The following is a 22,419-nucleotide window of genomic DNA, read 5'->3' on the forward strand; positions in this document are numbered from 1 at the left end:
GAACTCTCAACGGGCTTACGCGCTCAAATTGGAGCAGCAATGCTTAAACCCAGTTTGAAACGATTTAAACAACGGGTTGATCATGTCGAACATGGGGGTGGACTACTACTCGGGGTGGCAGGAGTTTGCATCATCGGTCACGGTTCGTCAAAGGCGCCAACGATTTGTAACGCCATTCGTTCAGCTAGAGATGCAATTAACAACGGTGTACTCGAACGTATTCAATCTCAATACCAAAAACCTCATCAAAAAGCTGCAAGCGGTCAGTAGTAGCCATCGGTCGTTGAGGGGAGTTTACATAAACTTCCCGCTCATCTGACCCCAACGGAGTTCCCGATGAATCCAATTCCTGCACTCGAATTTGCGTACAGAACACTGATAAGATGCGATTGTTAAACACAAGACAAAAAAGTGGTCTGTCTGTTATCTCGCGATGAGCAGGCTCAATTCAACAACCGGGAAAAAATTGATGGCAAACAGAGGTGGGGCGAGATTGATCAACCCATTTACCATCAATTCATTCCGATTGATCTTTTGAGTCATTGGGACACGATCACGGGTTCTCACTTCTGACTTCTTCTGAGTAAGGATACATGACGAATACAGGTATTGCAATGATTGGCAGTGGCTCGGCTACTCCACCCGTTTCTCTGGATAATCAAAGACTTTCACAAATCGTTGAGACTTCCGACGAATGGATTGCTTCTCGCACTGGCATTCGCGATCGCCGAGTTGCAGATCCTCAAACGAGTTTGTGTTCGCTGGCAACGGCTGCCTCAAAACAGGCGATCGCAATGGCGCAAATTGACCCGTCGGAGATTGATCTAATTGTACTGGCGACGTCCACACCGGATGATTTATTTGGGAGCGCCAGTCAAATTCAAGCCCAACTCGGCGCCACTCAAGCGGTGGCTTTTGATCTGACGGCGGCTTGTTCGGGTTTTATCTTTGGTTTAGTCACTGCCGCTCAGTTTATCCGTACAGGGGTCTACAAAACTGTTCTCCTGATTGGGGGTGATATTCTTTCTCGGTGGGTAGACTGGTCAGATCGGCGGACTTGTGTTTTGTTTGGCGATGGTGCGGGGGCGGTGGTATTGCAAGCGTCTGAATGCGATCGCCTTTTAGGGTTTGAACTCCGCAGTGATGGGACTCAAAATGGTTGTCTGAACTTGTCGTTTCAAGCACAGCCTCAACCCTTAATTGATCAGATTACGGTTAGTCCAGGGACTTATCAACCGATTACGATGAATGGGAAAGAAGTCTATCGCTTTGCGGTGAAAAAGGTGCCAGAAGTGATCGAAAAAGCTTTATTTCGAGCGGATTTAACGGTTGATCAGATCAATTGGCTGATTCTACATCAGGCTAACCAGCGAATTATAGATGCGGTTGCTCAACGCCTCAATATTCCCTCAGATCGGGTGATTAGCAATCTTGCTAATTATGGCAATACTTCGGCGGCTTCTATTCCCATTGCCCTAGATGAAGCGGTTAGAGCGGGCAAAATTAAACCCGGTGATGTGATTGCAACTTCTGGTTTTGGTGCGGGATTAACCTGGGGTGCGGCAATTTTTCAATGGGGAATTTAGCCGATTTATCTTTGACAATTTTACCTCTTTTGTGTTGAACGATTAATTTAGATAGAAATGACGAAAATAGCATGGGTTTTTCCGGGTCAGGGTTCTCAAGCGGTGGGTATGGGTGCTGATTTATTTGATTTACCCGCAGTACAACCCCAGTTAGACGTTGCTGAAAAAATACTGGGTTGGTCTGTCTCTGATGTCTGTCAATCTGATGATGATCAACTCTCTTGTACCCTCTACACTCAACCTTGTTTGTATGTTGTTGAAAGTCTCCTCGCTGAACATCTCAAAAAACAAGGACGTTCTCCGGATGTGGTTGCAGGTCATAGTTTGGGTGAATATGTAGCCTTATACGCTGCTGAAGTGTTTGATTTTGCCACGGGATTAACGTTGGTCAAACGTCGAGCAGAATTGATGAATAATGCCGCAGGAGGTCAAATGGCGGCGTTTATTGGCTTTGATCGCGAACAACTTGAACAGCACCTTCAAGACACTGAAAATGTTGTTCTGGCTAATGATAATAGTTCGGCGCAGGTTGTCATTTCAGGAACACCCGCAGCGGTTGATCAGATTATTGCCAATGTCAAAGCTAAACGAGTGGTGAAGTTGAATGTTTCCGGTGCCTTTCACTCCCCGATGATGGCAAATGCGGCTACAGAATTTGAAGATATTTTAGCAACGGTTAATTTTTTGGAGGCTCAATTTCCAATCTTATCAAATGTTGATCCGACTCCCACTACACAATCAGAATTATTGAAACAACGCCTCGTTCAACAAATGACGGGTTCTGTACGTTGGCGAGAAACCTGTTTACAGCTTTCACAACAGGGAATTGAACAGGTGATTGAAATTGGCCCCGGTAAGGTTTTAACGGGTTTAGTGAAGCGGACTTGTTCTAATATTGCTTTAGAAAATATCAGCAGTATGGCTCAAGTTTCTTAATAAATTTGACAATTTTTCCTCGCGGCGCTTTTTCCTTCTCAATTCTCTCTCTCCAAAGGCTAGAATTGAGGAGGTTTGTTGGTTTGGGGTGGTTAATACTTTCAAGCTCAGGGCGCAAGCCTTGTACCCCTTTATATAACAACAGTCAGTTTGAATGATAAACTATGAATAATAAATTGAGTAAAATAAGTTTGTTTATTCTCATTAATATCTTTATTTTACCGATTATAACAGCATCTTTTTTGGTTCTGTTTTCACAAGCTCAAGGTTGTGTGTTAGTTGGAGAACAATCTTCTCCATGTCTGGTTTTTGGATTGAATCTAGGGATTTTAATCGAGAAATTCATTCAACTGACTTGGCATTTTCCCTTAATGATGTCACCCCAGGGAATTCTTCCGGCTTTTATCGCAATTACAGTTATTGTGATTTTGATTCATCTAACATTACGGGGTCGCCAACAATTTTTTTGGTCTTTATTTTGTATTTGGTATATTCCGATTATTCCGAGTGTATTAGGGATTATTTTAGTGCGGTTTTTAGCCGATCAAGGAAATTGTGTTCTGAATGAAGGGAGTGCTAATTCTTGTCTGATTTTAGGGGTGAATATGGGAGAAGCCTTTTATGGGGCGAGTGTGGTGCCTTGGTTAATCTTATTACTGATCCCGATTTGTCTATTTATTTCACTTTTTTATATGATTATTTATGCTTTGGTCTTAGCGATGATTCGTGAACAATCGTCTTAAGTATTAATATTCGATCACATTTTACCCCAGATGACTATCGACCGATTAAACTAGAAATAAATCCAAGCTTAACGATAGTTCCTGATGAAAAACTTGATCTATTGGTTAATGGGAGAAAAAGGTGGAAAAGCCACGATCACAGTTTGGAACTGGTTATGGGGAATACAACCGGAGTCCCCGGAACCCCAAGTTTCCCTAGAAGCGGCAGAACAGTCCTTACAGTTGATCCAAGAGTCGGTTAAAAAACTAGCCGAAGCCGTTTCAACTCAAACCTCGACTTACCAACGCGCCCAACAAAAGTATCAAACTAAAGTTAAAGAAATTGAAAAATTAGAGCAATTGGCTTGGGTTGCTCAACAAAATGGCAATGAACAGGAAGCCCGTTTAGCCCTATCTAAAGCCATTCAAATTGAGAAATTTTTACCGCAACTCGCCCAACAAGTTAAACGAGCCGAAGACTATGTTAATCTATCTCAAGAACGGTTGAATCAAGAACAAATGAAACTTGAAACCTATCAAACTGATTTGGCAAACTTCAAGGATATGCAAGAAATTAATCAGGCATTAGAATGGGTGGAAAAAGTTAATAATGAGTTAAATATTAATTCAGCGCGATCGCAATTTGAGGAAATCAAAAACACCGTTGAACAGCGTAATCTCGAACAGCAAGCACTCGCAGAACTTACCATGAACGCTTCGGAAAAGCTTGGCGCAGATATCGAACGTCTAGCGACAGAAGACGAAATTTCACGTCGTTTGGAAACTTTCATAAAATCTCATCAACCCTCTGATTAGATCGTAAAGAACATTAATTAAGGAGACATTGGTTATGGCAAAACGCAGCGGCCCTCCCCCCATCATTTATATTATAATTTTTCTAGCTTTACTGGGTTTGGGGTATTGGTTTTTTCTGAGGAAACCTGCTGATCAACCCGCAAACATCAGTTCAACAGGTCAACCCACTGTTGCGCCTCCTCCCCCTCCCGATGCTGAAATATTTCCCTCTCCGGCGTCGGTTCCCCCCAATACTCAGATTCAAATTGATGGTTCTACCAGTATGGTAACGATTACTGAGAATCTCAAACAAGGATTTTCGCGTCAATTTCCAAACGCTAGGGTTAACACGATGGCGAATGGTACGAACAATGGGATTAAAGCTGTTCTCAATGGAGAAGCTGATCTTGCAGGAATTTCGCGATCGCTGACTCCTCAAGAGGAAAACCAGGGGTTAAAGGCTTTACCTATTGCTTCTGATCAAATTGCCATTGTCGTCGGTATCAATAATCCCTACCAAGGCGGACTAACCGATACTCAAGTCTACAATATTTTCACCGGACAAATCACAAACTGGTCAGAAGTTGGAGGGCCAAATGCCACTATTCAAGTGATTAACCGTCCCCCCGTGAGTGGAACCCATCAAGCTTTTCAAGAGATGGTTTTGCAGGGTCGAACCTTTGGAACAACACCGAATATTACAACGTTACCCCGAGATGAAACGACAGGAATGTTGCGACAATTGGGGACAGATGGGATTGGATACGCGACATTTACTCAAGTGGTTAATCAGCAAACGGTGCGAACGCTTTCTATCGAAGGGGTACAACCCGGTTCTTTGAGTTATCCCTATCAACGACAATTGTATTATGTTTATAAACAACCTGCGAGTCAGGCTGTACAAGCCATTTTAGGCTATGCAACTTCTCCGTCTGGACAACAGGTTATTTTTGAGGAAGATTAGCCTAAACAGGTGACAGGGGAGAAAGATATGGTCTATTCTTATTTTTTTGATGGGATCAAATGAACACTAAAATTACAATTTCTTTTTTTAGCCTTCTATTAACCGTTGGTTTTCAACTTCCGAGTCTCGCCGAAACGGTGTTAGAAAAAGTAAACCGGACTGGGGTTTTAACGGTGGGTGTGCGAGAAGATTCGATTCCCTTTAGCTATTCTAACGAAAGCAATAACTTTGAGGGGTATTCGGTGGAGTTGATGCAGTTAATTCACAGTCGTCTTGAACAAGAATTAAATCGATCAATTCGACTTCAATTGAAACCTGTTACGATTCAAAATCGGTTTAGTTCGGTTGAAAATGGGACGGTTGATTTGGTCTGCGGAGCCGATAGTATTACGATAGAACAAGAACAGAGGGTTGAATTTTCGATCCCGTTTTTCACAACAGGAATACAGTTATTAGTCCAACAAGAAGATGTTGAACGTTTAGATCCAACTCTTAGAACAGAAGAAGAATTAGAACAGATTGCACCGGGTAATATTTTGATCGCTTTTATTCAAGGAACAACAACCGAGACAAATTTTAAACCGATTTATCCCGAAGCAGATTGGCAACTTTTAGGAAGTCGAACTGAAGGTTTACGACGTCTAAAAAGTAATGAAATTGATGCGATCGCCAGTGATGGAATTTTACTGATTGGAGAAATCTGGAAGCAAGGGGAAGATATGAAATCCTATCGTTTGATTCCTCAAGAACCGTTAAGTTTTGAAAACTATGGTTGTATTTTTCCGCAGAAAAATTTAGACTGGGGGAGTTTTATCAACTCTACAATTACCAGTGCAGAAAATACCGAACTTTGGGATCAATGGTTTAACTCAGAAACAGGACGTTTCCCCTATGAACGGTTTTCAGATGATACGGCGAATCGTTCGAGTTTAGAACCCACACAGCCCAGACGAGCGCTTTGGTAAATCCCGAACTCGGGAGAGGGGGAGATCGGGAGATTTTACCTTGGTGAAGCCTTATAATAACTGCAAACTCTGAACGATTTGGCGAAATTCTTCTACCAATTGATGATAGGAAGTCTGTTGATAAATTTGCAGTAGGGAGTTATAAAACCACAGCGTTTCTGTTTTTCCCACTGGAAAAATTTTCCAAATCTCATCCCCCAATTGATGACATTCTGATAAAAGCGATCGCCCATTGTGCAACTTATCGGCTAATGACACTAACTGTACCGAAGGAGTCGCTGTTTCTATTTGGGCTAAATAGCGTAACTTTCGTTCTTTCCAAGGGGGTTTGGGAACTGTTTCTGACTCTGTACATCCCTCAACAATATTAACAACCGACTCCCCAAACCGTTGACGAATTTCTTCGCGAGTTTGCACACCGCCCTGATCTTCAATACTATCGTGAAGTAAGGCTGATATCGCCTCATCTTCAGTTCCTCCTGCTTCTAATACCAAAGCGGTAACACTCAACAAATGAGAGATATAAGGGATATTTCCGACTTTGCGAGTTTGATGAATATGTAGGCGATGAGCATAAACTAAAGCCTGTTCAAACCGTTCAGTTAATTGTGGTGATTTCATTGTATTTAACTCCAATTTTCAGAATAGAATTGAGCTTCTTGTTGTACTTCTTGAGCAATTTTTTGACGCATTTTGAGAGGAAAAATAACCTCTACTTTGGGTCGCCAAGACCGCAAACGTAATTCAACATTTGTATCTCCTTCTCGATACTTGAGTCGATAATAAGCATCGGTTTTTGAGCGAGAATGCAGCACTTTGAGGAGTTGTTGTTTATCGGTTTTTCCGTGTTTGAGAATTAACTGTTCAGCGTCTTGATAGGAAATGGATTGAAAGGTTTGATGACGAAATGTTCCTTCAATATAATAATCGCTAAACTGACGATCAAAGCGTAAAAGCATCACCTGATGTTCTAAGTAAAAATCAAAACCCCAAGCCACTCCATCCATTTGTATTTGAATCTCATCAGGAGTCGGTAAATTTCCCTTTTGATGAGAATCTAACAAAAATTGAGGTAGATCTAAATCATCCCAAGATAAGTCTTCAATCTCGATAATTTTATCTAAACGGTAATTGTACCATTGACCTTTTGCGGTGGGAGTTTGTCCAAAACCACATAAATAAACCGCTCTTTGGGCGTAATAAATACAAACCGGATAAACAATACAGCCCACAGTTTTTTTAACTCGTGAACTCTGATAACTTAATCGCACGGGTAGCACAGGATTTTCTTGCCAAAGGAGTTTAAAATGTTCCTGCCAATCTTCAACTCGTTCTTGTTTTTCCGGGGAAACAATGTACACAACTTCCATAAAAAATCGCTGTACACCGTTGAGGGGTTGAGAGAGATTTTGAGCGATTAATTCTAAGTCAGGATTGAGGACTGGAACGGCTTGGGGCTGATAGAATATTGAGTTTTCACTCCGAGGTAACGTTGGAAATTCTTGCACCCGATAATATTTGGTTTCCTGTCGCTTTAACCATCCCAATTCTGCTAAGATATGCAAATCAGCTTGCAGGGAACGACGGGTGACTCCAAATAATCGCTGCTGCAACAATTCATTTAACTCTGCGGTTGAAATTTCATCATGTTGTTGCAGGGTTTTTCGCCATTGAATTTCCTGCACATTCCAGTTTGGATCTAATATCCATTCTGCAACAGTTTTCGCACAAGCACAGTCTGTATCGTGAACAGGAGGAACGGTTTCACCTCTCGGATGATTTGCACTAAAAAAGGCATTACGCCAGTCCGCAAAGGTAAAGGGTTCTTCTAATAACAAACGGTGCTGATTGTTGCCATATAAACTGTGCAGCCACGCCCACAAACGAATCGATCTGAGTAGGTTTTGTTTGAGAGAACCTCTGGCTAACCATTGTAAAAGTTCGGGTTGGGGACTGTCTTCAAACTGCAACATTTAACGGATTCCAACTTGATATGATTTGAGCTTATCATGTACCGGAAGACCAAACTTCCAGCTTAGAGTTCAGATTTTTTCGGAATTTGGAAAAGTGGTCTTCCAACGCCAGGTAAAATCAAAACAGTCACAGGAGAAATTGAGATGACAACCTACAAAATTCAAATGGTTGATGGTATTTTACAAATCGGGTTCGGAGATCCAGCCCAAAATAACCAAATTGTCCAAGATGCTGCGGCGCGTTTGGAGGAAATGTCGAAGACTAAAGAACTCGTTGGGGGTGAATTACTGCGGATTAATGGCCCTTGTAGTATGCCTGTCGCTTTTGTGCTGGCCCACAAGGTTAGTCATTTATTTGGGGCGGTTGGAGTGTTTGACCCAAAGATGGGAAAATACGTCATTTCTATTAGTCATAATCCTCAGTATAAACTCGGAGATTGTGTTGACTAAAGGTGAAGTTGACAAAATGTAATACATAATGTTACATTGAAACAATCCTATTAATAACAAATCAATGAAAGTTGTTTTGTGCGGGCCGCCTCATTCGGGAAAATCTTGTTTAAGACATGGGTTAAAACAGGTGATTCAGGCATTAAACCGAAAAGGTCAAGCCCCATATCCATACTTTATTACAGCCTGTCCTGATGGGGAAGGTTCGTGGTATGCAGAAACCGTTAGTCGAGATCCGATTTTAGCAGAAAAGCTGAAGAAAAATTACAAATCTAAATTTACTCCGGAATTTGCTCAAAGAGTGGCAGATGATGTCAAAAATACACCGTTATCCTTCAATTTAATTGATGTGGGCGGGAAAATTGATGATAAAAACCGATTAATTATGCAATACGCAACTCACGCGGTTATTATCTCTAGAGATTTGAGTTTAGTCGCAGATTGGTTAGATCTTTGTGGTGAATTGAATTTAAAAGTTATCGCAATTTTAGAAAGTAATTTGCACGGAACTGAGGATGAATTAGAATCCGAATTTCCGATTTTGCGGGGAAGTATTCACGGTTTGAAACGGGGGGAAGATGTTTCTAACCGTCTGATGGTGAACAAGTTGGCGGAGGTTTTATTGCGGTTAATTGAATAAGATTAAAAAAATCACAGCAATTCCCCTCTATTCACTGGGGGGAACAATTCAAAATTGACAATTCACTTAAACAGGAAGACCCCTTTTCCAGCGAATGTTAGTCTAAAGTCATGGTTTTATTAACAAGTTTGGATTAATTTTATGGCGTTAATTTTCCTTTCTCCCTGCGGAACCAGTTTGCTGACAAATAACACAGATAAATCTTTGAGAGATTTGTTATTCCGAACGGCTAATCATAAAGTTAATAATTTTACGCCGGATGAAAAAGCGATTATCGATAAACACCTGGAAAGTCGCCGTCAACTGCTGAATCATTCTGAAACAGATTTGCAGGAAGTCAAACGATTAAGTGCAGAATTAAATGGAATTATCACCTACTATGACGGACAATTACCTCAGTCGAGTGGAGATATTCACTACATTTTAGCAACGGATACTTATCAAGGGCGTGAGGTAGCTGATCTGGTGGCGAATTGGTTGCAAAATCGGGGTTTTAATGCTCAAGTTCAAGTGTTTAATGATTTGGCGACCAATAGCATTGAATCCTTTCGAGTCGCGATGTCTGATTTAATTCAATGGTGTGATCAGACTTTGCGGGGCTATCAAGGGAATGAATACTTTCAGGTCATTTTTAACCTGACGGGCGGTTTCAAAAGTGTGAACGGCTTTCTGCAAGCGGTGGGGATGTTTTATGCCTCGGAGTGCATCTATATTTTTCAGTCGAGTTCGGAGTTATTACGCATTCCCCGTTTGCCGATTTCTCTGGATCAATCGGCCGTGGTTGGCGAACATTTGATGACGTTTCGGCGGTTAAGTTATCAACAACTTCCGGTTTCAGATTGCCGGGGAATTGCGGAAACTTTACTGTTTGAAAGCGATGGTTTTGTCGAGTTGTCGGAATGGGGAAAACTGATTTGGACACAGGCGAAACCTAACTATTATAAACAAAAACTTTTACCGCCTTTGAGTTCTCGGTTGGTTTTTTCTCCCGAGTTTGAACGGTCGGTAGAACGCTCTCAAATACAGCCGGATCGCCTTTTGACTCTCAATGAACGTTTGGATGATTTGAGTCGATATCTCGATACTGATGGACGGGAAAACCTGCGGAGGTTGGATTTTAAAGCCCTGAAAGGGAAGCCTTTTGCTGACTCGACTCACGAGTGCGATGTTTGGGGAGATTCCGGCGATCGCATTTTTGGTCACTATCTCGCCGAGGGTCGCTATCTGTGCGATCGCTTAGGGGGCCATCTTTGATTTTGGCTTTGACTGGCTTTTGCGAGGCTCGATCAAATTGGGTTCAAACCCGCATTCTCTCGTTGTGAGCCTCGATACCCTTGCTGGTCTGGGTTTCAGCGTTTTTGAACGGAGTTGAGGAGGAGGATTTTGTCTATTTTTTTGACGCCCTCGATTTTGGGGTCTACAATATCGATTGTGCAAGGGTTCTATAACCTAGCCCCCTACCGCCTGGGTTAAAGCGGATTAGTTGGAAACTTACCGCCAAAACCCATAACTCAACAGAGTCGTAGAACCCTGTAGCCCTACCGCCTGGGTTAAAGCGGATTAGTTGGAAACACTGGCTAGCGTCAAAGCAGACCGCACCTTATTCAGGGCCCTACCGCCTGGGTTAAAGCGGATTAGTTGGAAACCAATTCAGCTCTCAGAGACAATCTATAGGATTCATCCCTACCGCCTGGGTTAAAGCGGATTAGTTGGAAACTCACCTGGGAATCCGATGTTCCCAAACTCAGGAGCACCCTACCGCCTGGGTTAAAGCGGATTAGTTGGAAACATACCTGGGAGGCATCCAATTCATGAGAAAAATTACACAAAACGACCCTACCGCCTGGGTTAAAGCGGATTAGTTGGAAACCCATACAACAAGCTGACGCATTGCAAGTTCTATGGCCCTACCGCCTGGGTTAAAGCGGATTAGTTGGAAACCTTGTCTTCAAATTCTTGAATAGCTTGCAAGCTAACTGCCTGTGTTGCCCTACCGCCTGGGTTAAAGCGGATTAGTTGGAAACCACCGTCAGCAAAAACAGAACCGGAACTGACAAAATCACCCTACCGCCTGGGTTAAAGCGGATTAGTTGGAAACTGTCCAGATCGCATTGTTAATAGAATCTTGTGTAACCCTACCGCCTGGGTTAAAGCGGATTAGTTGGAAACCGAATGTAAACTTGTACGTTTCCGCTTCCCCTTGGGAGCCCTACCGCCTGGGTTAAAGCGGATTAGTTGGAAACTCATTGTAGTCCTTTCTGGGTAGTAATACCCGGTTGTTCTTCATCCCGACCGCCTGGGTTAAAGCGGATTAGTTGGAAACAGTCTGGGCTATGCCCTTAGCAAGCACCAAGCCGATGCGACCCCGACCGCCTGGGTTAAAGCGGATTAGTTGGAAACCTGCGTTCTCTGCAATTGCAACAGATAACGGAAAACACACAGCCCGACCGCCTGGGTTAAAGCGGATTAGTTGGAAACAATGTCACTTCGTCGGTTAAAAGCTTTTTTAGGAAATCCCGACCGCCTGGGTTAAAGCGGATTAGTTGGAAACCCCGTTGATGGTGCAAGGATTATTGAAAATAGTGCAGGGGCCCGACCGCCTGGGTTAAAGCGGATTAGTTGGAAACAAGATAAGTTATTAAATTGGCAGTCGGATGAGTGGTTGCCCGACCGCCTGGGTTAAAGCGGATTAGTTGGAAACTTCAAAAATGACTCAAACTCAGACGGGTTGAAGTTTACCCGACCGCCTGGGTTAAAGCGGATTAGTTGGAAACCTTCGGGGCAGAGGTCATAAGCTTCTACGATTTCGCCCGACCGCCTGGGTTAAAGCGGATTAGTTGGAAACAACGGGTTCTTCTCTGCGGAAATAGCAAAACAGAAGCAATATGGCCCGACCGCCTGGGTTAAAGCGGATTAGTTGGAAACATCCGAATAGATCGGATAATCTACTGTTATCAACTTGATAGTATCCCGACCGCCTGGGTTAAAGCGGATTAGTTGGAAACCCCAATCTTATGATTAGGCGACTTACCATTTTTGCGCTTTCCCGACCGCCTGGGTTAAAGCGGATTAGTTGGAAACTCGTAGTCGTCGGCGCATCAGCCGCGGTTCAGCCCCTATCGACCCGAACATCTGGGTTAAAGCGGAATAATAACCAACAAAAAAGGAGAGGAAATCAACACCTCTCCTATTATTATTTTGTATTGAAAGTCCCCCTTTTTAAGGGGGATTTAGGGGGATCTCACCGGGGAATTTAGGCAGATCAAACAGATTACTGGTAACTGAAATAGAAGATCCCCCCCTGTCCCCCTTAAAAAGAGGAGTGTTAAAAGTCCTCCTTTCAAAGGGGGATTCAGGGGGATTATTTGGGGAATAATGGGCGATGCCTCACAACTACGAAGTTTGGGGCCACAACTTTTGAAACAGTTTTTGTTCGGAATTGAGAAAGTGTAGTAATTCGTCAGAATCTTGAGAATTATCGGGAAAAAAGATGAAAAACTCTAAAAATTGAGGGGTATTCTTGGGGAGAGGTTTTTGGGGATTGTTGGGATCTTTCTTCAAAACCACAAGGGGATACATTCGATGCCAAACCCGTCCGACTTGACTCACCTTTCCCGTCAGATGAGACTGATAAATCGTCCCTTCTGCGATGCGAAATTGGCGATCGCCCCGACGATATGGCCCGTGAAACCAGCCCACCGCCCGACTGTCTTCCGCCTCATCCGCCAACCGCCCCCAAACCTGGACGTTATCGGGGTGCCACGCTTCCCGCCAAGATTGACAAAAATCCTCGGGAGAGGGGGCGACGCCTTGAAGTTCCATCCAGTCCATCGCCACCCGTCGCACGTCATCAATAAAGCCGCCCACTTTATCAATTTTACGAACTTTCACGTCGGTAATTAGCGATCGCTTCCCGGTCCATTGCCAGTGACAACCGATCAAAGCTTTGCGATCGCTTTGTTGATAATAATCGGGGTAAAATAAACGGTGACCCGCCCGCCGCCAGGACTTCCCAAACCCGCCAAAAACCATCGCAAACTGAGTCAAAGCCTTAATCAAATTGGTCAGTGCTTTTTGTTGATGTTCGGGGAGAGATTGAGTTAAAAACCAGTTGAGTTTGCCTTCTATATTATAAGTGGGAACGGCATAACTCCCCCGACCAAAATTGCCGAGAGTGAGGGAAATTTCTTCAAAAGACATCGCTAATAATCCCACAGTTCCGTCACCTTGAATCCCCCCAAACAGGGTTTCAACTAAGTTGATTGCTTGGGTTTCATCAGTTAAACCGCCAAAGATTCTTAAAGCATGACCCCTGATCGCCCCTCGAAACATATTGGGTCGAAATTCTCCTTCTCCGTTCAACAATTTCGGTGCCATTCCCTGACCTTTCAACCGTGCGGAATAAAGGGGTTTTTCGGAAGTCTTATTAAACTGTCCGTATCCGGTACTGACGCGACAACCAATTCCTTTTGAAAGCGCCGTTTCCCAAACCTGCCAAACCTCATCCCAGTCAACCGATTTATCGGCAGAAATTCCAAAGATTAACTCGGGTTGATAAAGAGAAATCAAGGCAAAAGCGCCCCCGGATTTATTATCCTCTATTCCGACTTGCCAGGGCTGTTGCGGGTGAACAATATCCACTAAATTTTCCCGCCAAAATTCCCCCGAGGGATAGCCACCATGAAACCGCAAAATTCCCGGTTTCCAGTCTTCGCCGCCGTGTTTATTGATAATTTTTTCACCGCAAAAGCGCCGTTTTTGTTCGTCAGTACAAGCGGTTTTAAAAATGCCTTTCATACTGCTACCGGGGTAGTACGGCCAACCGTAGGCGCCGATAACCGGGCGAATAATCCCATCATCTTGACCCGCATTTGTTACAAACCGCCAGTTAATTTGATAGGGGCGAGTTTGTACGCCTTTTCCAAATTGTGGCGCCTCGGGATAGGATTTTTCAATCCATTCGGACGCCCAAAGTTCGACGTCTTGTTTTTCTTTATTTCTAGTGCGTTCGGTATCGATTCTTTGCAGTTGACAGCGCCCTGCGGTTTGCGCCCGAAACATCATCGGAATTTTGTTGTTAATGTCAGGAATTTTAACCATTGTTTGAATTAAGATAGATTTGAGTTTGAGTGTTTTATCCCCCCTAGCCTTCCGCCCCCGTGACCCCCAAAATTGAGGGTATTTATTAGGGGAATATTCTTGAAAGTCCCCCAGAATTGGGGGATTTAGGGGGCGGGGATTTAGGGGGCTAAGGGATTTAGGGGGCTAAGGAATTAAACCGGGGAAAATGGATGAAAAAATCACTCCTTACTTCGCCCTTTATACCGTTGCGTCCACCAAACAATACAATCACAAAGTTGGGTAAGAACAGCCAAAGCAACCCGTTGTTTTTCGAGATTAAGTTCATTCCACAAACGTTCACTCATGGCTTTAACCGCTTTGGTATTGTCCACATTAACGGGGTCATTGGGTAAAGTAATCCCCGCTTTTTTCAGAACCATTTCTAAAGCATCCCAAGTCTCTTTCCAATATGTAGACTTGTCAGGTTCTTTTTTCTGAAGTCGCAAATGTTCGCCCCAGAAACGTTCCAAACCGTAAGCAACAGCCATCCGCATTTTATAGGATTGATTGAGAGAATCAGAATCGCGAATTTTGGCTTTTAAAACCAACTCTTGGGCGATTTTATCCAAACCGTAAGAATTCCAACCCATGATTACTTTCCTCCTTTAACCCGATTAATTGTGACCCGACAGCGACCAAAACCGATAGACTCCAAACCCCCAAAATAAAGGTCTTTTTGATAACCATCCGGTTCTAAAACTTCCCAGTTATAATCATCGTCTTCCGACTCGGAAATGTTGTATTTTAGAGCGTCAGTCCAATCGACATCTTTGAATGTATTATCCTTATCCCAAGACTGTTTTTTAGTGGCGACAGGAAACGCCAAAACGCACCCTTCCGGTAACGCTTCTACGTTGAAAAAAGCGCCTTTCTCCGTATCAACTTTTTTGACTTCATCCAACAATTTAACTCGACTTTGACGGTACAACCCCATATCGTGGAGGAGAGAAATATCGTTATCATCAACAACAACGAGGTTGGAAGGGGAAAGGTTCGCGCCTTTGGGAATCCATTTTTTGATGTCGTTTTCATCAATTTGGTGGTCAATTTCCATGAATCCTAAGTTAAAGAATAAAACCTTTTGATTGACATCAACTTGTCGCGCCATCAGGGTTTTTGAGGCGGTGTAAGGTTGAGGAACTTCAGCTTTAGTTCCTGTCAATAATTGAAATCGTTTCAAAAGACGCGGACAACTAATCCAAACAATCGGCTGACCTGGACAAAACACCGGAAACCAGACGAGAGAAGCGTATTCAAATTTAACAATCGCTTCGGTGGTTCCCCCGTCTGTTTGACCTTCAACGGCTTGGTGTCCGTACCAAAAATTATCGTTAATTTCTTGGGGAACATATTGTTGATTTTCTTGCTGATATTGTAAACGTTCTAAGCGCATATCCGCCCGAAAACGTCCCCGAATAGAACTCCCCGGAACAATACCCGTTTGGGTGAATTGATCGCGAAAAATGAGGTTTAAATTCCCCGTTTCTTCTCCCGCACTCGCCCCAATATGAAGGGGTGCGAGAGTGTCAATAATGCCGTAATACTGTTTGTACATAATCTGATATTCCTTTTGATTGATGAATAAAGGGTGAGAGTTTGTGTTAAGATATAATGGCGTTATCTAGGGGCAATGCTAATCCACATCCCCAACGTTTCAATGAATAATATCCCTCTTGGGGAAACCAACTTTTATCCCATTGATACCAGGTTTTTTCTAAGGGGTTTTGCAAAACATAAACGGTACCTGCGGGTATCGCGTAACGTCCGCGAGAAAGCAATCCTGAATTTTGAGGGTTTTGTTCATTTTCAGTGGTTAAAGCTTGGGTTTGAAAGGGTTCTGAAATCGGTTTGTCGTCGGTTTTGCGTTTCCCCAAACGATAGCGGAAGGGTTGAGGACGTTGGGTGAGAAGACTGTTAATTTGATTTTCTGGCCAACCCAGTTTGTTAACAGTGGGGTCACATTCAGGACTGCGATAGGAATGACGGTTACTCCCCCAAACCGCAGGGACAATTAAAGCAAAGCTTTTTTTCAAGGGTTGATTAAACAAATCTTTTCCGGAATTATTTAACTTTTTACAGCTTAAATTCACTAAATGTCCTTCACCTCCAAACCGATACCAACCCTCATCAATTTTGGTATTGGATAGATAAATTAAGCGGGCGTCGGGGTGGAGTTGTACCGCATTTTCTAAGAACAAACTCCCTTGAGTTTCGTCGGCGTCCGTCGCCACCCGTCGCTGTTTTTCTTGGAGGCGGGGGTGAAGGTGGGGTAAAAATTTCCAGGGGTTTGTTTGAACTTTCGGGAGTTCTTTGGGCCGGGAATTTTGCAATTTTTCCCAGTCGTTAATTGCCACCCAAGTTCCCTTTTGATACTTATCATCCGGGGGAATTGTTGGCTGATTATCTTCCCAAACCTTCCAGTTTTCCCCGTCGAAGAACATTTGATGTTGAATCTCATTGTCTTTGACCAAACAGTTAAACGGAGTCGGTACATAGAAGTTTTGAGGATTATTTTCCTCCGCCCAAAACGGCCCGGCTAATAACAAATCGGGGAGGATTTCGGGTTTATTATTCTGGTGTGCGTAGTAAGCGAATAAACCGGATAACGTGGCTGCTGTGGGGGGAAATTGTGTGCCGGAACGTCCGACTAAATTTTCGGGGGAAAGGAATCGCCCCGAACTTCCGTAGAGCAGACCTAACGGTTGAATGATAATTACATATTATAGCATAATTTGCCGAGTTTTACAAGGTTTTTTCGGGTTAAATTTTGGATTCAATTTCTGATTTTTTATCCGAGAATCTGAACAGGTGAAATCCCACTTTTCCGAGATTAATTACCCAGTTGTTAATGTCTTTGCGAACATTTTCAAGTTCAAGTTCGCCGTTTTTATCGGTGTAGTTTTTGCTCTCCCCCAGTATTCCCGTGTGAGAGTTTTCGGGATGATTAAAAGCCTGATCATAGTTATCATTACCGACAATATCTTCCCAAGGCTGTTCGGGAAAATAGGCTTTAAACAGTGCTTCTGCTACTTTAGTTTGTTCTCGGGTAAACGCATGGCGAGACTCTAAAACAGCGATATCGTTATACAAATGAGTCCAGTTTTGTTCGCCTTTTCGTTGATTGCGATCGCGATAATGGGTGAGTAAATCTTTTAACAGCCACCAGGGGCAAGTCCACTCCAAATGATTTCCACTATTAAATAAAATCCTCAAAGCAATGCGATCGCGTCCCGATTTTTTAGCAGATTGTTCGGCTTCTCGACAGTGTTGTAAAACTTCCCTTTGGGGAACGTTCGGCGCCGCCCAAACAAAACCAACACTAACCGTTATTTCTTGCTTGTGTTGCTTCCAAATTTCGGGAAACTCATAAAACCATTCCAGACAATCTTGAGGATTAATTTGCGATTTTTGCTGATAAAGTACGCCCAGAAAATCATCACCCCCCGCGTAGATAATTCGACCCGGTGATTGTTTTAGTTTAGAACCCCGAATTTCTTTTTTAAATTCTTGTTTGAAATATTCACCCCATTTCATCATCGCCGAACTAAAATTATGGAGAATTTCTTCTTCTTTCTTGGGGTCGTTAGATTGGTTCAAACTTTTGAGATAATCGCCAATTTTATCCCCATCTCCCTGAAACCAACCCGTCCAGTAATTATCTTCGGAGTTGTCATTTTTGCGGTTGATGTCTTTAAAGCTTTTTTCCGGAATTTCAACACTCGGATATTCGTTTTCTTCCAACTCTAGCTTTTTGACAACCTTATCTAACGTCACCAAACGTTTTACCAATTCAGGAACACTAAGCTGTTCTTTGGGCGAAATAATCGCTTCAGTAAACTGTTTGCTGAGGTGTTGATAAAAGATTTCGATGCGTTGGTTGACTTCGCGAATACTATCTTTTTTTGGGTTAAATTGATCGGTCATTCCGGGCCATGCAATTTCATCACTACCCGATAACGTTGAACTTTCCCCGATCCAATTAATACCCACCCAACTTCGCGATCGCTTAATTTCATTTAATTTTTGTCGGGCGTCTGTAATGGTTTCTCCGCCGCAAAAATAGAAGAATTCCCAACTATAATTCGCCCAAGTATTCCAAACCCGTTTCCAATTATAGTTTTGGTTGGGAACCCGGCTTTCTATTTCTTCCCGACAGCAGATAACAAGAGTTCGCCACGCATCATTAAAAACCCGTTTGGCGTCGGCTTCGGGGTATTTTCCCCGGATGATAATTTGGTTCGGTGTCCCTTGAGTAACGTTGATGACAGCAGGAGAAATAACCGGATCGTTTTCTTGAGGAGATTTCCCTTTTTCGTACTCAAAATATCGTTGGGCGTCTTCGCAGAGAACTTTGGCGAGATATGATAAGATAAATGAACTTCCGTACAAGTCTCTGAGTTTACGAGAATTTTCGATGAAACCCTGAACAGGTGCAAATGTGATCACGGTATAGGACATTCTGGAATTTCCTTGAATTCGCATTTTTATCCGGTACACTTATTCTATCTGTTACTGGAAATACCCTCTTCCATTAGAAATTTTGGGAGATTTTGACCTCTCCCCCAACCCCTCTCCTAAAAGGCGAGGGGAGTAATATTATAGGAGTAGGATGGGCCTAGCCCACCCTAATTAAATTCAAAGCAAAATGTCAGAGTAAGTTAGGGTTAAAGTCGTTTGTACCCCTTTCTCTGTTTAGTTTTAAACCCTTTTTAAACTTAGGTTTATAGTCGTTTTTCTAATTTTTCTAACTCACAATTAGACCTTTAACTTTGCAGTTAAAACGATTATTTTCCTAACACCTTAACCACTCCAATTCCACCAAAATAGAGAATAACAACCGATCCCCCTAACAAACTTTGTGTTAACGGATCAGTCGAAGGTGTTAAAATTGCCCCCACCACAAAAGCACCTAAAACGACATATTTCCAACCGGAAAGCATTTTCTCAGAAGAAACAATTCCCAGTAAACCTAACAAAATCTGAATCACGGGAATTTGAAAAGATAACGCCGTCACAAACAATAATTTTAAAACAAAGGAAAAATACTTTTCAATCGACCATAACTGTTCAACAACATCAGCACCATAACCAATAAAAAACTTCAGTGCAGCCGGAACAATTGCCATATAAGCAAACACCAATCCCACACCAAACAGAAGGGTTGAACCGAAGAAAATCGGCCCTAAAAATCGACGTTCTTGAACACTAACCCCCGGTAAAATAAACTTAACAATCTGATAGAGAACAAACGGACTCGCTAATAATAATCCACTGTAACCCGCGACTTGGATAGAAACGAAAAAATATTCTCCCGGCGCCAGTTGTAAAAACTTCACCCCTTGGGCGGGTTTTTGTAAAATTTCCACAATAGGGTTCGCAAAAATAAAACAACCCACCGCAGCAATTCCCACTGCGATCAACGAGTAGAAAATACGCTGTCGTAATTCTTCTAAATGATCAAATAACGACATTTCCACTTCATCCGGAAATTCATCACCTGAATTCATTTCCTGTTCTTCAGGATTCATCGACGGTTGGTCAGAAGTTTCTTCAGTGAGGGTAACGCTATTGTTATGATTTGAACCCGATTCAGGAGTCTCTAGAGGTGTCATATCAAGTTAATAATTTCAATAATCAAGATTTCAGCAGATTATTAACTATTGTATCGTCTCTCGGATAGAAACTCGATCCTCTGTAGCAATGAAAAAACTTAAGGGTTCAGTCCAAGATTACTAATAACGAATTTGTCTGCAAGATTCGTTATCATCGAGTCAAACCATTCTAATCTGAGTGACATGATCAAACTCATCAAACACCAGATACGGGTGTTTCTCACGTCAACCCTAGCCGCAATTCGTATCAGGCGGAATGGTGTAAACCGTGGGCTAGCTGTTTTGTGTTTTGTATTTTTCGGTGTGTTACTCGCTGTCCTCTCTCAACCTACATTATCTCAGGAGATTCCCCAAAATTTAAACTGGCGAGATGAGGTCACAAGCTTAGAAACAACCTGGGAAAAACAATATGAAGATTATTTTAACCGCGATTTGGCAGAAGTCACTCTGACATCAGATGATATTGCCAAAATTCTCTCTCGTCTCGCCAGCCAAACCGGAAGCCAACCTGCTGTTTTGTGGGTAGCCCCTCAAGCCGATTATCTGAAATTAGTTTTATTGACTCCCGATGGCGAAGCAACAGGTAATGTGATTTCAGAAGCCGATCATATCACTCTAATGAAACAAGTTCAGCGACTCTATCTAGAAGTCACGAACCCAAGGAGAATCGACACAACTTCCTATCTTAAACCTGCTCAACAATTGTATCAATGGATTATTCAACCTTTTGAAACAACGCTGAAGGAAAAAGGGATTGATACTCTACTTTTGTGTACAGGGCCAGGTTTGCGAACGTTACCCCTGGGCGTTTTGCATGACGGACAACAGTTTTTGGTGGAGAAATATAGCTTAACCCGAATTCCAGCATTTAATTTGTTGGTTGATACCAATTACGAGAATCTTCAACGGGGAGAGGTTTTAGCAATGGGAGTGTCGGAATTTACAGAACAAAATCCCCTTCCAGCGGTACCTGTAGAATTATCAAATATTGTTAAACCTGAATCCGAGAAAGAAGCGTCATTATCAAATTTATTGGGACAATGGCCGGGAAAATCTCTGCTCAACCAAATGTCTACTTTGCAGAATTTAGAGACGGAGTTGGCTTTTAATCGGTTTGAGATTGTACATCTAGCGACTCATGCCCAATTTAGAGCGGGAAAGCCGGAAAATTCCTATATTCAACTCTGGGATACTCAACTGCGGTTAAGTCAAATGAAAGAAATGCGGTGGAGTACCCCGCCTGCTGAATTGTTGGTGTTGAGTGCTTGTCAAACGGCAGTTGGAGATAATAATGTCGAGTTAGGGTTTGCGGGGTTAGCTCTCCAGTCGGGTGTGAAGTCGGCGTTAGCCAGTTTGTGGTATGTTAGCGATCGCGGTACCCTGGCTTTGATGAGTGAATTTTATCAACAGTTAAAAACAGCTTCGACCAAAGCAGAAGCACTTAAAACCGCTCAAATTGCCATGATTCGAGGTAAAGTTCGGTTACAAGCAGGTGAACTGTTAATTTCTCGGGGCGAGGTTTCTCTACCGCCGAGTTTAACCTCTAATACAGAAGAAGAACTGTCTCATCCTTTCTATTGGTCTGCATTTACTCTGATTGGAAATCCTTGGTAGGAGATAGGGAGATAGGGAGATAGGGAGATAGGGAGATAGATATGTAGCAAAAGTTTCATCTCTGCCTAAAATAATTCTCCTTTTGCCACTTTCACAACTTTTCCCCCAACTCTCACTTCTATTGTATCAGTAACTTGTCGAGCTTTCAAATACAAAATTGAAGGTCGATTAATTTCATAACCTTGTTCCACTTTAACTTCTATCTGATCTTGGCCAAAATAAGAATGTTTAATTAAATATCCTGCTAAACATCCATTTGCACTTCCTGTTGCTGGATCTTCAGGAATTCCTAAAGCGGGTGCAAACATTCTCGCACTAATCTGATTTTCTGGGCTATAGGGTTCTGGAGAAAAGACTAAAATTTCATTGGAATGGGTAATTTCCATCAGCTTTGAATAGGATTCTAAATTTACTTTTGCCTTTTTCAATGCTGCTAAATTTGTCAGCGGAACCAAAATAAATGGAATTCCGGTTGAAACCTCTTGAATGGGAAAACGACTATCAATTTCAGCAATATCTAGCCCTAACGCTTGTGCGACTAAATCCCCCTCTAAAGTGTGATAAAACTCAGGTTTATTCTGTTGCATCCATAAAATTTCATCACCATCTTTATCTTGAGTTAACGTCACCGGGATTTGCCCAATTCCCAAATTTAAAATAATTTGTTCAAGCGGTTTTTTAATTATTTCTTGTTGCATAATGTAGGCTGTTCCTAGTGTTGGATGGCCCGCAAAAGGTAATTCTTTTTGAGGGGTAAAAATTCGGACATCATAGCCTCCATCTTCGGTTTTACTCGACGGAATAAAAGACGTTTCTGAATAATTCATCTCTTGGGCAATTTGCTGCATTTCTGCATCGGATAGAGAAGCGACTCCCTCACCGAAAATTACAGCCAATTGATTCCCCGCATATTTGTCTTCTGCAAAAACATCAACAATGTAAAATTCCATGATGTTCGTTATTAGTATTCAATGGTTTATCAAAATAGATTGCTTAGAAAACACTATTATTAAGGTTAACGATCAACCCTTTTAAGTTGAA

General features: G+C 42.5%; 19 protein-coding genes, 1 pseudogene and 1 CRISPR repeat array. Of the genes and pseudogenes, 11 read left to right on the forward strand and 9 right to left on the reverse strand.

Annotated features, from left to right (window positions below; all coding sequences use genetic code 11):
* From M595_RS22320 to M595_RS22350, 7 genes and pseudogenes are all read left to right on the forward strand, one after another.
* Positions 1–270 (forward strand): annotated as a pseudogene (locus M595_RS22320) (phosphate acyltransferase PlsX); the annotation flags it as partial.
* 323 nt (positions 271–593) lie between these two features.
* Positions 594–1,586 carry a beta-ketoacyl-ACP synthase III gene (locus M595_RS22325; RefSeq protein WP_023068763.1) on the forward strand — a complete coding sequence of 331 codons (993 nt, stop codon included), beginning with the start codon at positions 594–596 and terminating at the stop codon, positions 1,584–1,586.
* 57 nt (positions 1,587–1,643) lie between these two features.
* The gene (gene fabD, locus M595_RS22330; protein WP_023068761.1) at positions 1,644–2,522 is read left to right on the forward strand and encodes an ACP S-malonyltransferase; all 879 of its coding nucleotides are present in this window, start codon (positions 1,644–1,646) and stop codon (positions 2,520–2,522) included.
* 164 nt (positions 2,523–2,686) lie between these two features.
* The gene (locus M595_RS22335) at positions 2,687–3,265 is read left to right on the forward strand and encodes a hypothetical protein (protein ID WP_040484515.1); all 579 of its coding nucleotides are present in this window, start codon (positions 2,687–2,689) and stop codon (positions 3,263–3,265) included.
* 84 nt (positions 3,266–3,349) lie between these two features.
* Entirely contained in the window at positions 3,350–4,060 is a 711-nt protein-coding gene (locus M595_RS22340) for a PspA/IM30 family protein (protein ID WP_023068754.1), read from the forward strand.
* 34 nt (positions 4,061–4,094) lie between these two features.
* Positions 4,095–5,003 carry a phosphate ABC transporter substrate-binding protein gene (locus M595_RS22345; protein ID WP_023068771.1) on the forward strand — a complete coding sequence of 303 codons (909 nt, stop codon included), beginning with the start codon at positions 4,095–4,097 and terminating at the stop codon, positions 5,001–5,003.
* A 59-nt stretch (positions 5,004–5,062) separates the two neighbouring features.
* Positions 5,063–5,968 (forward strand): amino acid ABC transporter substrate-binding protein, encoded by a 906-nt coding sequence (locus M595_RS22350; RefSeq protein WP_023068780.1) that lies wholly within the window; start codon positions 5,063–5,065, stop codon positions 5,966–5,968.
* A gap of 51 nt (positions 5,969–6,019) precedes the next feature.
* On the opposite strand, the gene M595_RS22355 is transcribed toward M595_RS22350, so the two are convergent.
* Together M595_RS22355 and M595_RS22360 are read right to left on the reverse strand one after the other, a co-directional pair.
* Positions 6,020–6,589, reverse strand: a complete 570-nt coding sequence (locus M595_RS22355; RefSeq protein ID WP_023068762.1) for an HD domain-containing protein — start codon at positions 6,587–6,589, stop codon at positions 6,020–6,022.
* A gap of 5 nt (positions 6,590–6,594) precedes the next feature.
* On the reverse strand, positions 6,595–7,941 hold the full coding sequence (locus tag M595_RS22360; protein ID WP_023068758.1) for a TIGR03985 family CRISPR-associated protein: 1,347 nt from the start codon (positions 7,939–7,941) through the stop codon (positions 6,595–6,597).
* A 144-nt stretch (positions 7,942–8,085) separates the two neighbouring features.
* On the opposite strand from M595_RS22360, the gene M595_RS22365 reads away from it, so the two are divergent.
* The 3 genes from M595_RS22365 (at position 8,086) to M595_RS22375 (ending at position 10,285) form a co-directional block, all read left to right on the forward strand.
* A complete protein-coding gene (locus M595_RS22365; RefSeq protein ID WP_023068769.1) occupies positions 8,086–8,391 on the forward strand; it encodes a CRISPR-associated protein Csx3 in 306 nt (101 codons plus the stop codon).
* A 64-nt stretch (positions 8,392–8,455) separates the two neighbouring features.
* Positions 8,456–9,031 carry a hypothetical protein gene (locus M595_RS22370; RefSeq protein ID WP_023068757.1) on the forward strand — a complete coding sequence of 192 codons (576 nt, stop codon included), beginning with the start codon at positions 8,456–8,458 and terminating at the stop codon, positions 9,029–9,031.
* 141 nt (positions 9,032–9,172) lie between these two features.
* Complete coding sequence (locus tag M595_RS22375; RefSeq protein WP_023068760.1) at positions 9,173–10,285, forward strand: putative CRISPR-associated protein; 1,113 nt, start codon at positions 9,173–9,175, stop codon at positions 10,283–10,285.
* A gap of 201 nt (positions 10,286–10,486) precedes the next feature.
* Positions 10,487–12,112: direct repeats of the CRISPR family, unit length 36 nt; unit sequence CCCGACCGCCTGGGTTAAAGCGGATTAGTTGGAAAC.
* Positions 12,113–12,424: 312 nt separating this feature from the next.
* On the opposite strand, the gene M595_RS22380 is transcribed toward M595_RS22375, so the two are convergent.
* The 6 genes from M595_RS22380 to tatC form a co-directional block, all read right to left on the reverse strand.
* Positions 12,425–14,131, reverse strand: a complete 1,707-nt coding sequence (locus M595_RS22380; protein WP_023068777.1) for a hypothetical protein — start codon at positions 14,129–14,131, stop codon at positions 12,425–12,427.
* 200 nt (positions 14,132–14,331) lie between these two features.
* Positions 14,332–14,742, reverse strand: a complete 411-nt coding sequence (locus tag M595_RS22385; protein ID WP_023068764.1) for a hypothetical protein — start codon at positions 14,740–14,742, stop codon at positions 14,332–14,334.
* A 2-nt stretch (positions 14,743–14,744) separates the two neighbouring features.
* Positions 14,745–15,707: an RAMP superfamily CRISPR-associated protein gene (locus tag M595_RS22390; RefSeq protein ID WP_023068779.1), complete on the reverse strand. Its 963-nt coding sequence runs from the start codon at positions 15,705–15,707 to the stop codon at positions 14,745–14,747.
* 46 nt (positions 15,708–15,753) lie between these two features.
* Positions 15,754–16,866: a type III-B CRISPR module-associated Cmr3 family protein gene (locus M595_RS22395; protein WP_338041667.1), complete on the reverse strand. Its 1,113-nt coding sequence runs from the start codon at positions 16,864–16,866 to the stop codon at positions 15,754–15,756.
* 46 nt (positions 16,867–16,912) lie between these two features.
* Complete coding sequence (locus M595_RS22400; RefSeq protein WP_023068759.1) at positions 16,913–18,610, reverse strand: Cas10/Cmr2 second palm domain-containing protein; 1,698 nt, start codon at positions 18,608–18,610, stop codon at positions 16,913–16,915.
* A gap of 326 nt (positions 18,611–18,936) precedes the next feature.
* On the reverse strand, positions 18,937–19,764 hold the full coding sequence (gene tatC / locus M595_RS22405) for a twin-arginine translocase subunit TatC (RefSeq protein WP_023068766.1): 828 nt from the start codon (positions 19,762–19,764) through the stop codon (positions 18,937–18,939).
* A 183-nt stretch (positions 19,765–19,947) separates the two neighbouring features.
* Between tatC and M595_RS22410 the strand changes: the two genes are divergently transcribed.
* Entirely contained in the window at positions 19,948–21,378 is a 1,431-nt protein-coding gene (locus M595_RS22410; protein ID WP_238987124.1) for a CHAT domain-containing protein, read from the forward strand.
* Positions 21,379–21,443: 65 nt separating this feature from the next.
* Here M595_RS22410 and M595_RS22415 read toward each other — a convergent pair whose 3' ends face one another.
* Positions 21,444–22,328: a PhzF family protein gene (locus tag M595_RS22415; protein WP_023068776.1), complete on the reverse strand. Its 885-nt coding sequence runs from the start codon at positions 22,326–22,328 to the stop codon at positions 21,444–21,446.
* Positions 22,329–22,419: the final 91 nt, after the last annotated feature.

This window comes from Lyngbya aestuarii BL J (assembly GCF_000478195.2).
In the GTDB taxonomy this organism is placed as follows: Bacteria; Cyanobacteriota; Cyanobacteriia; order Cyanobacteriales; family Microcoleaceae; genus Capilliphycus; species Capilliphycus aestuarii.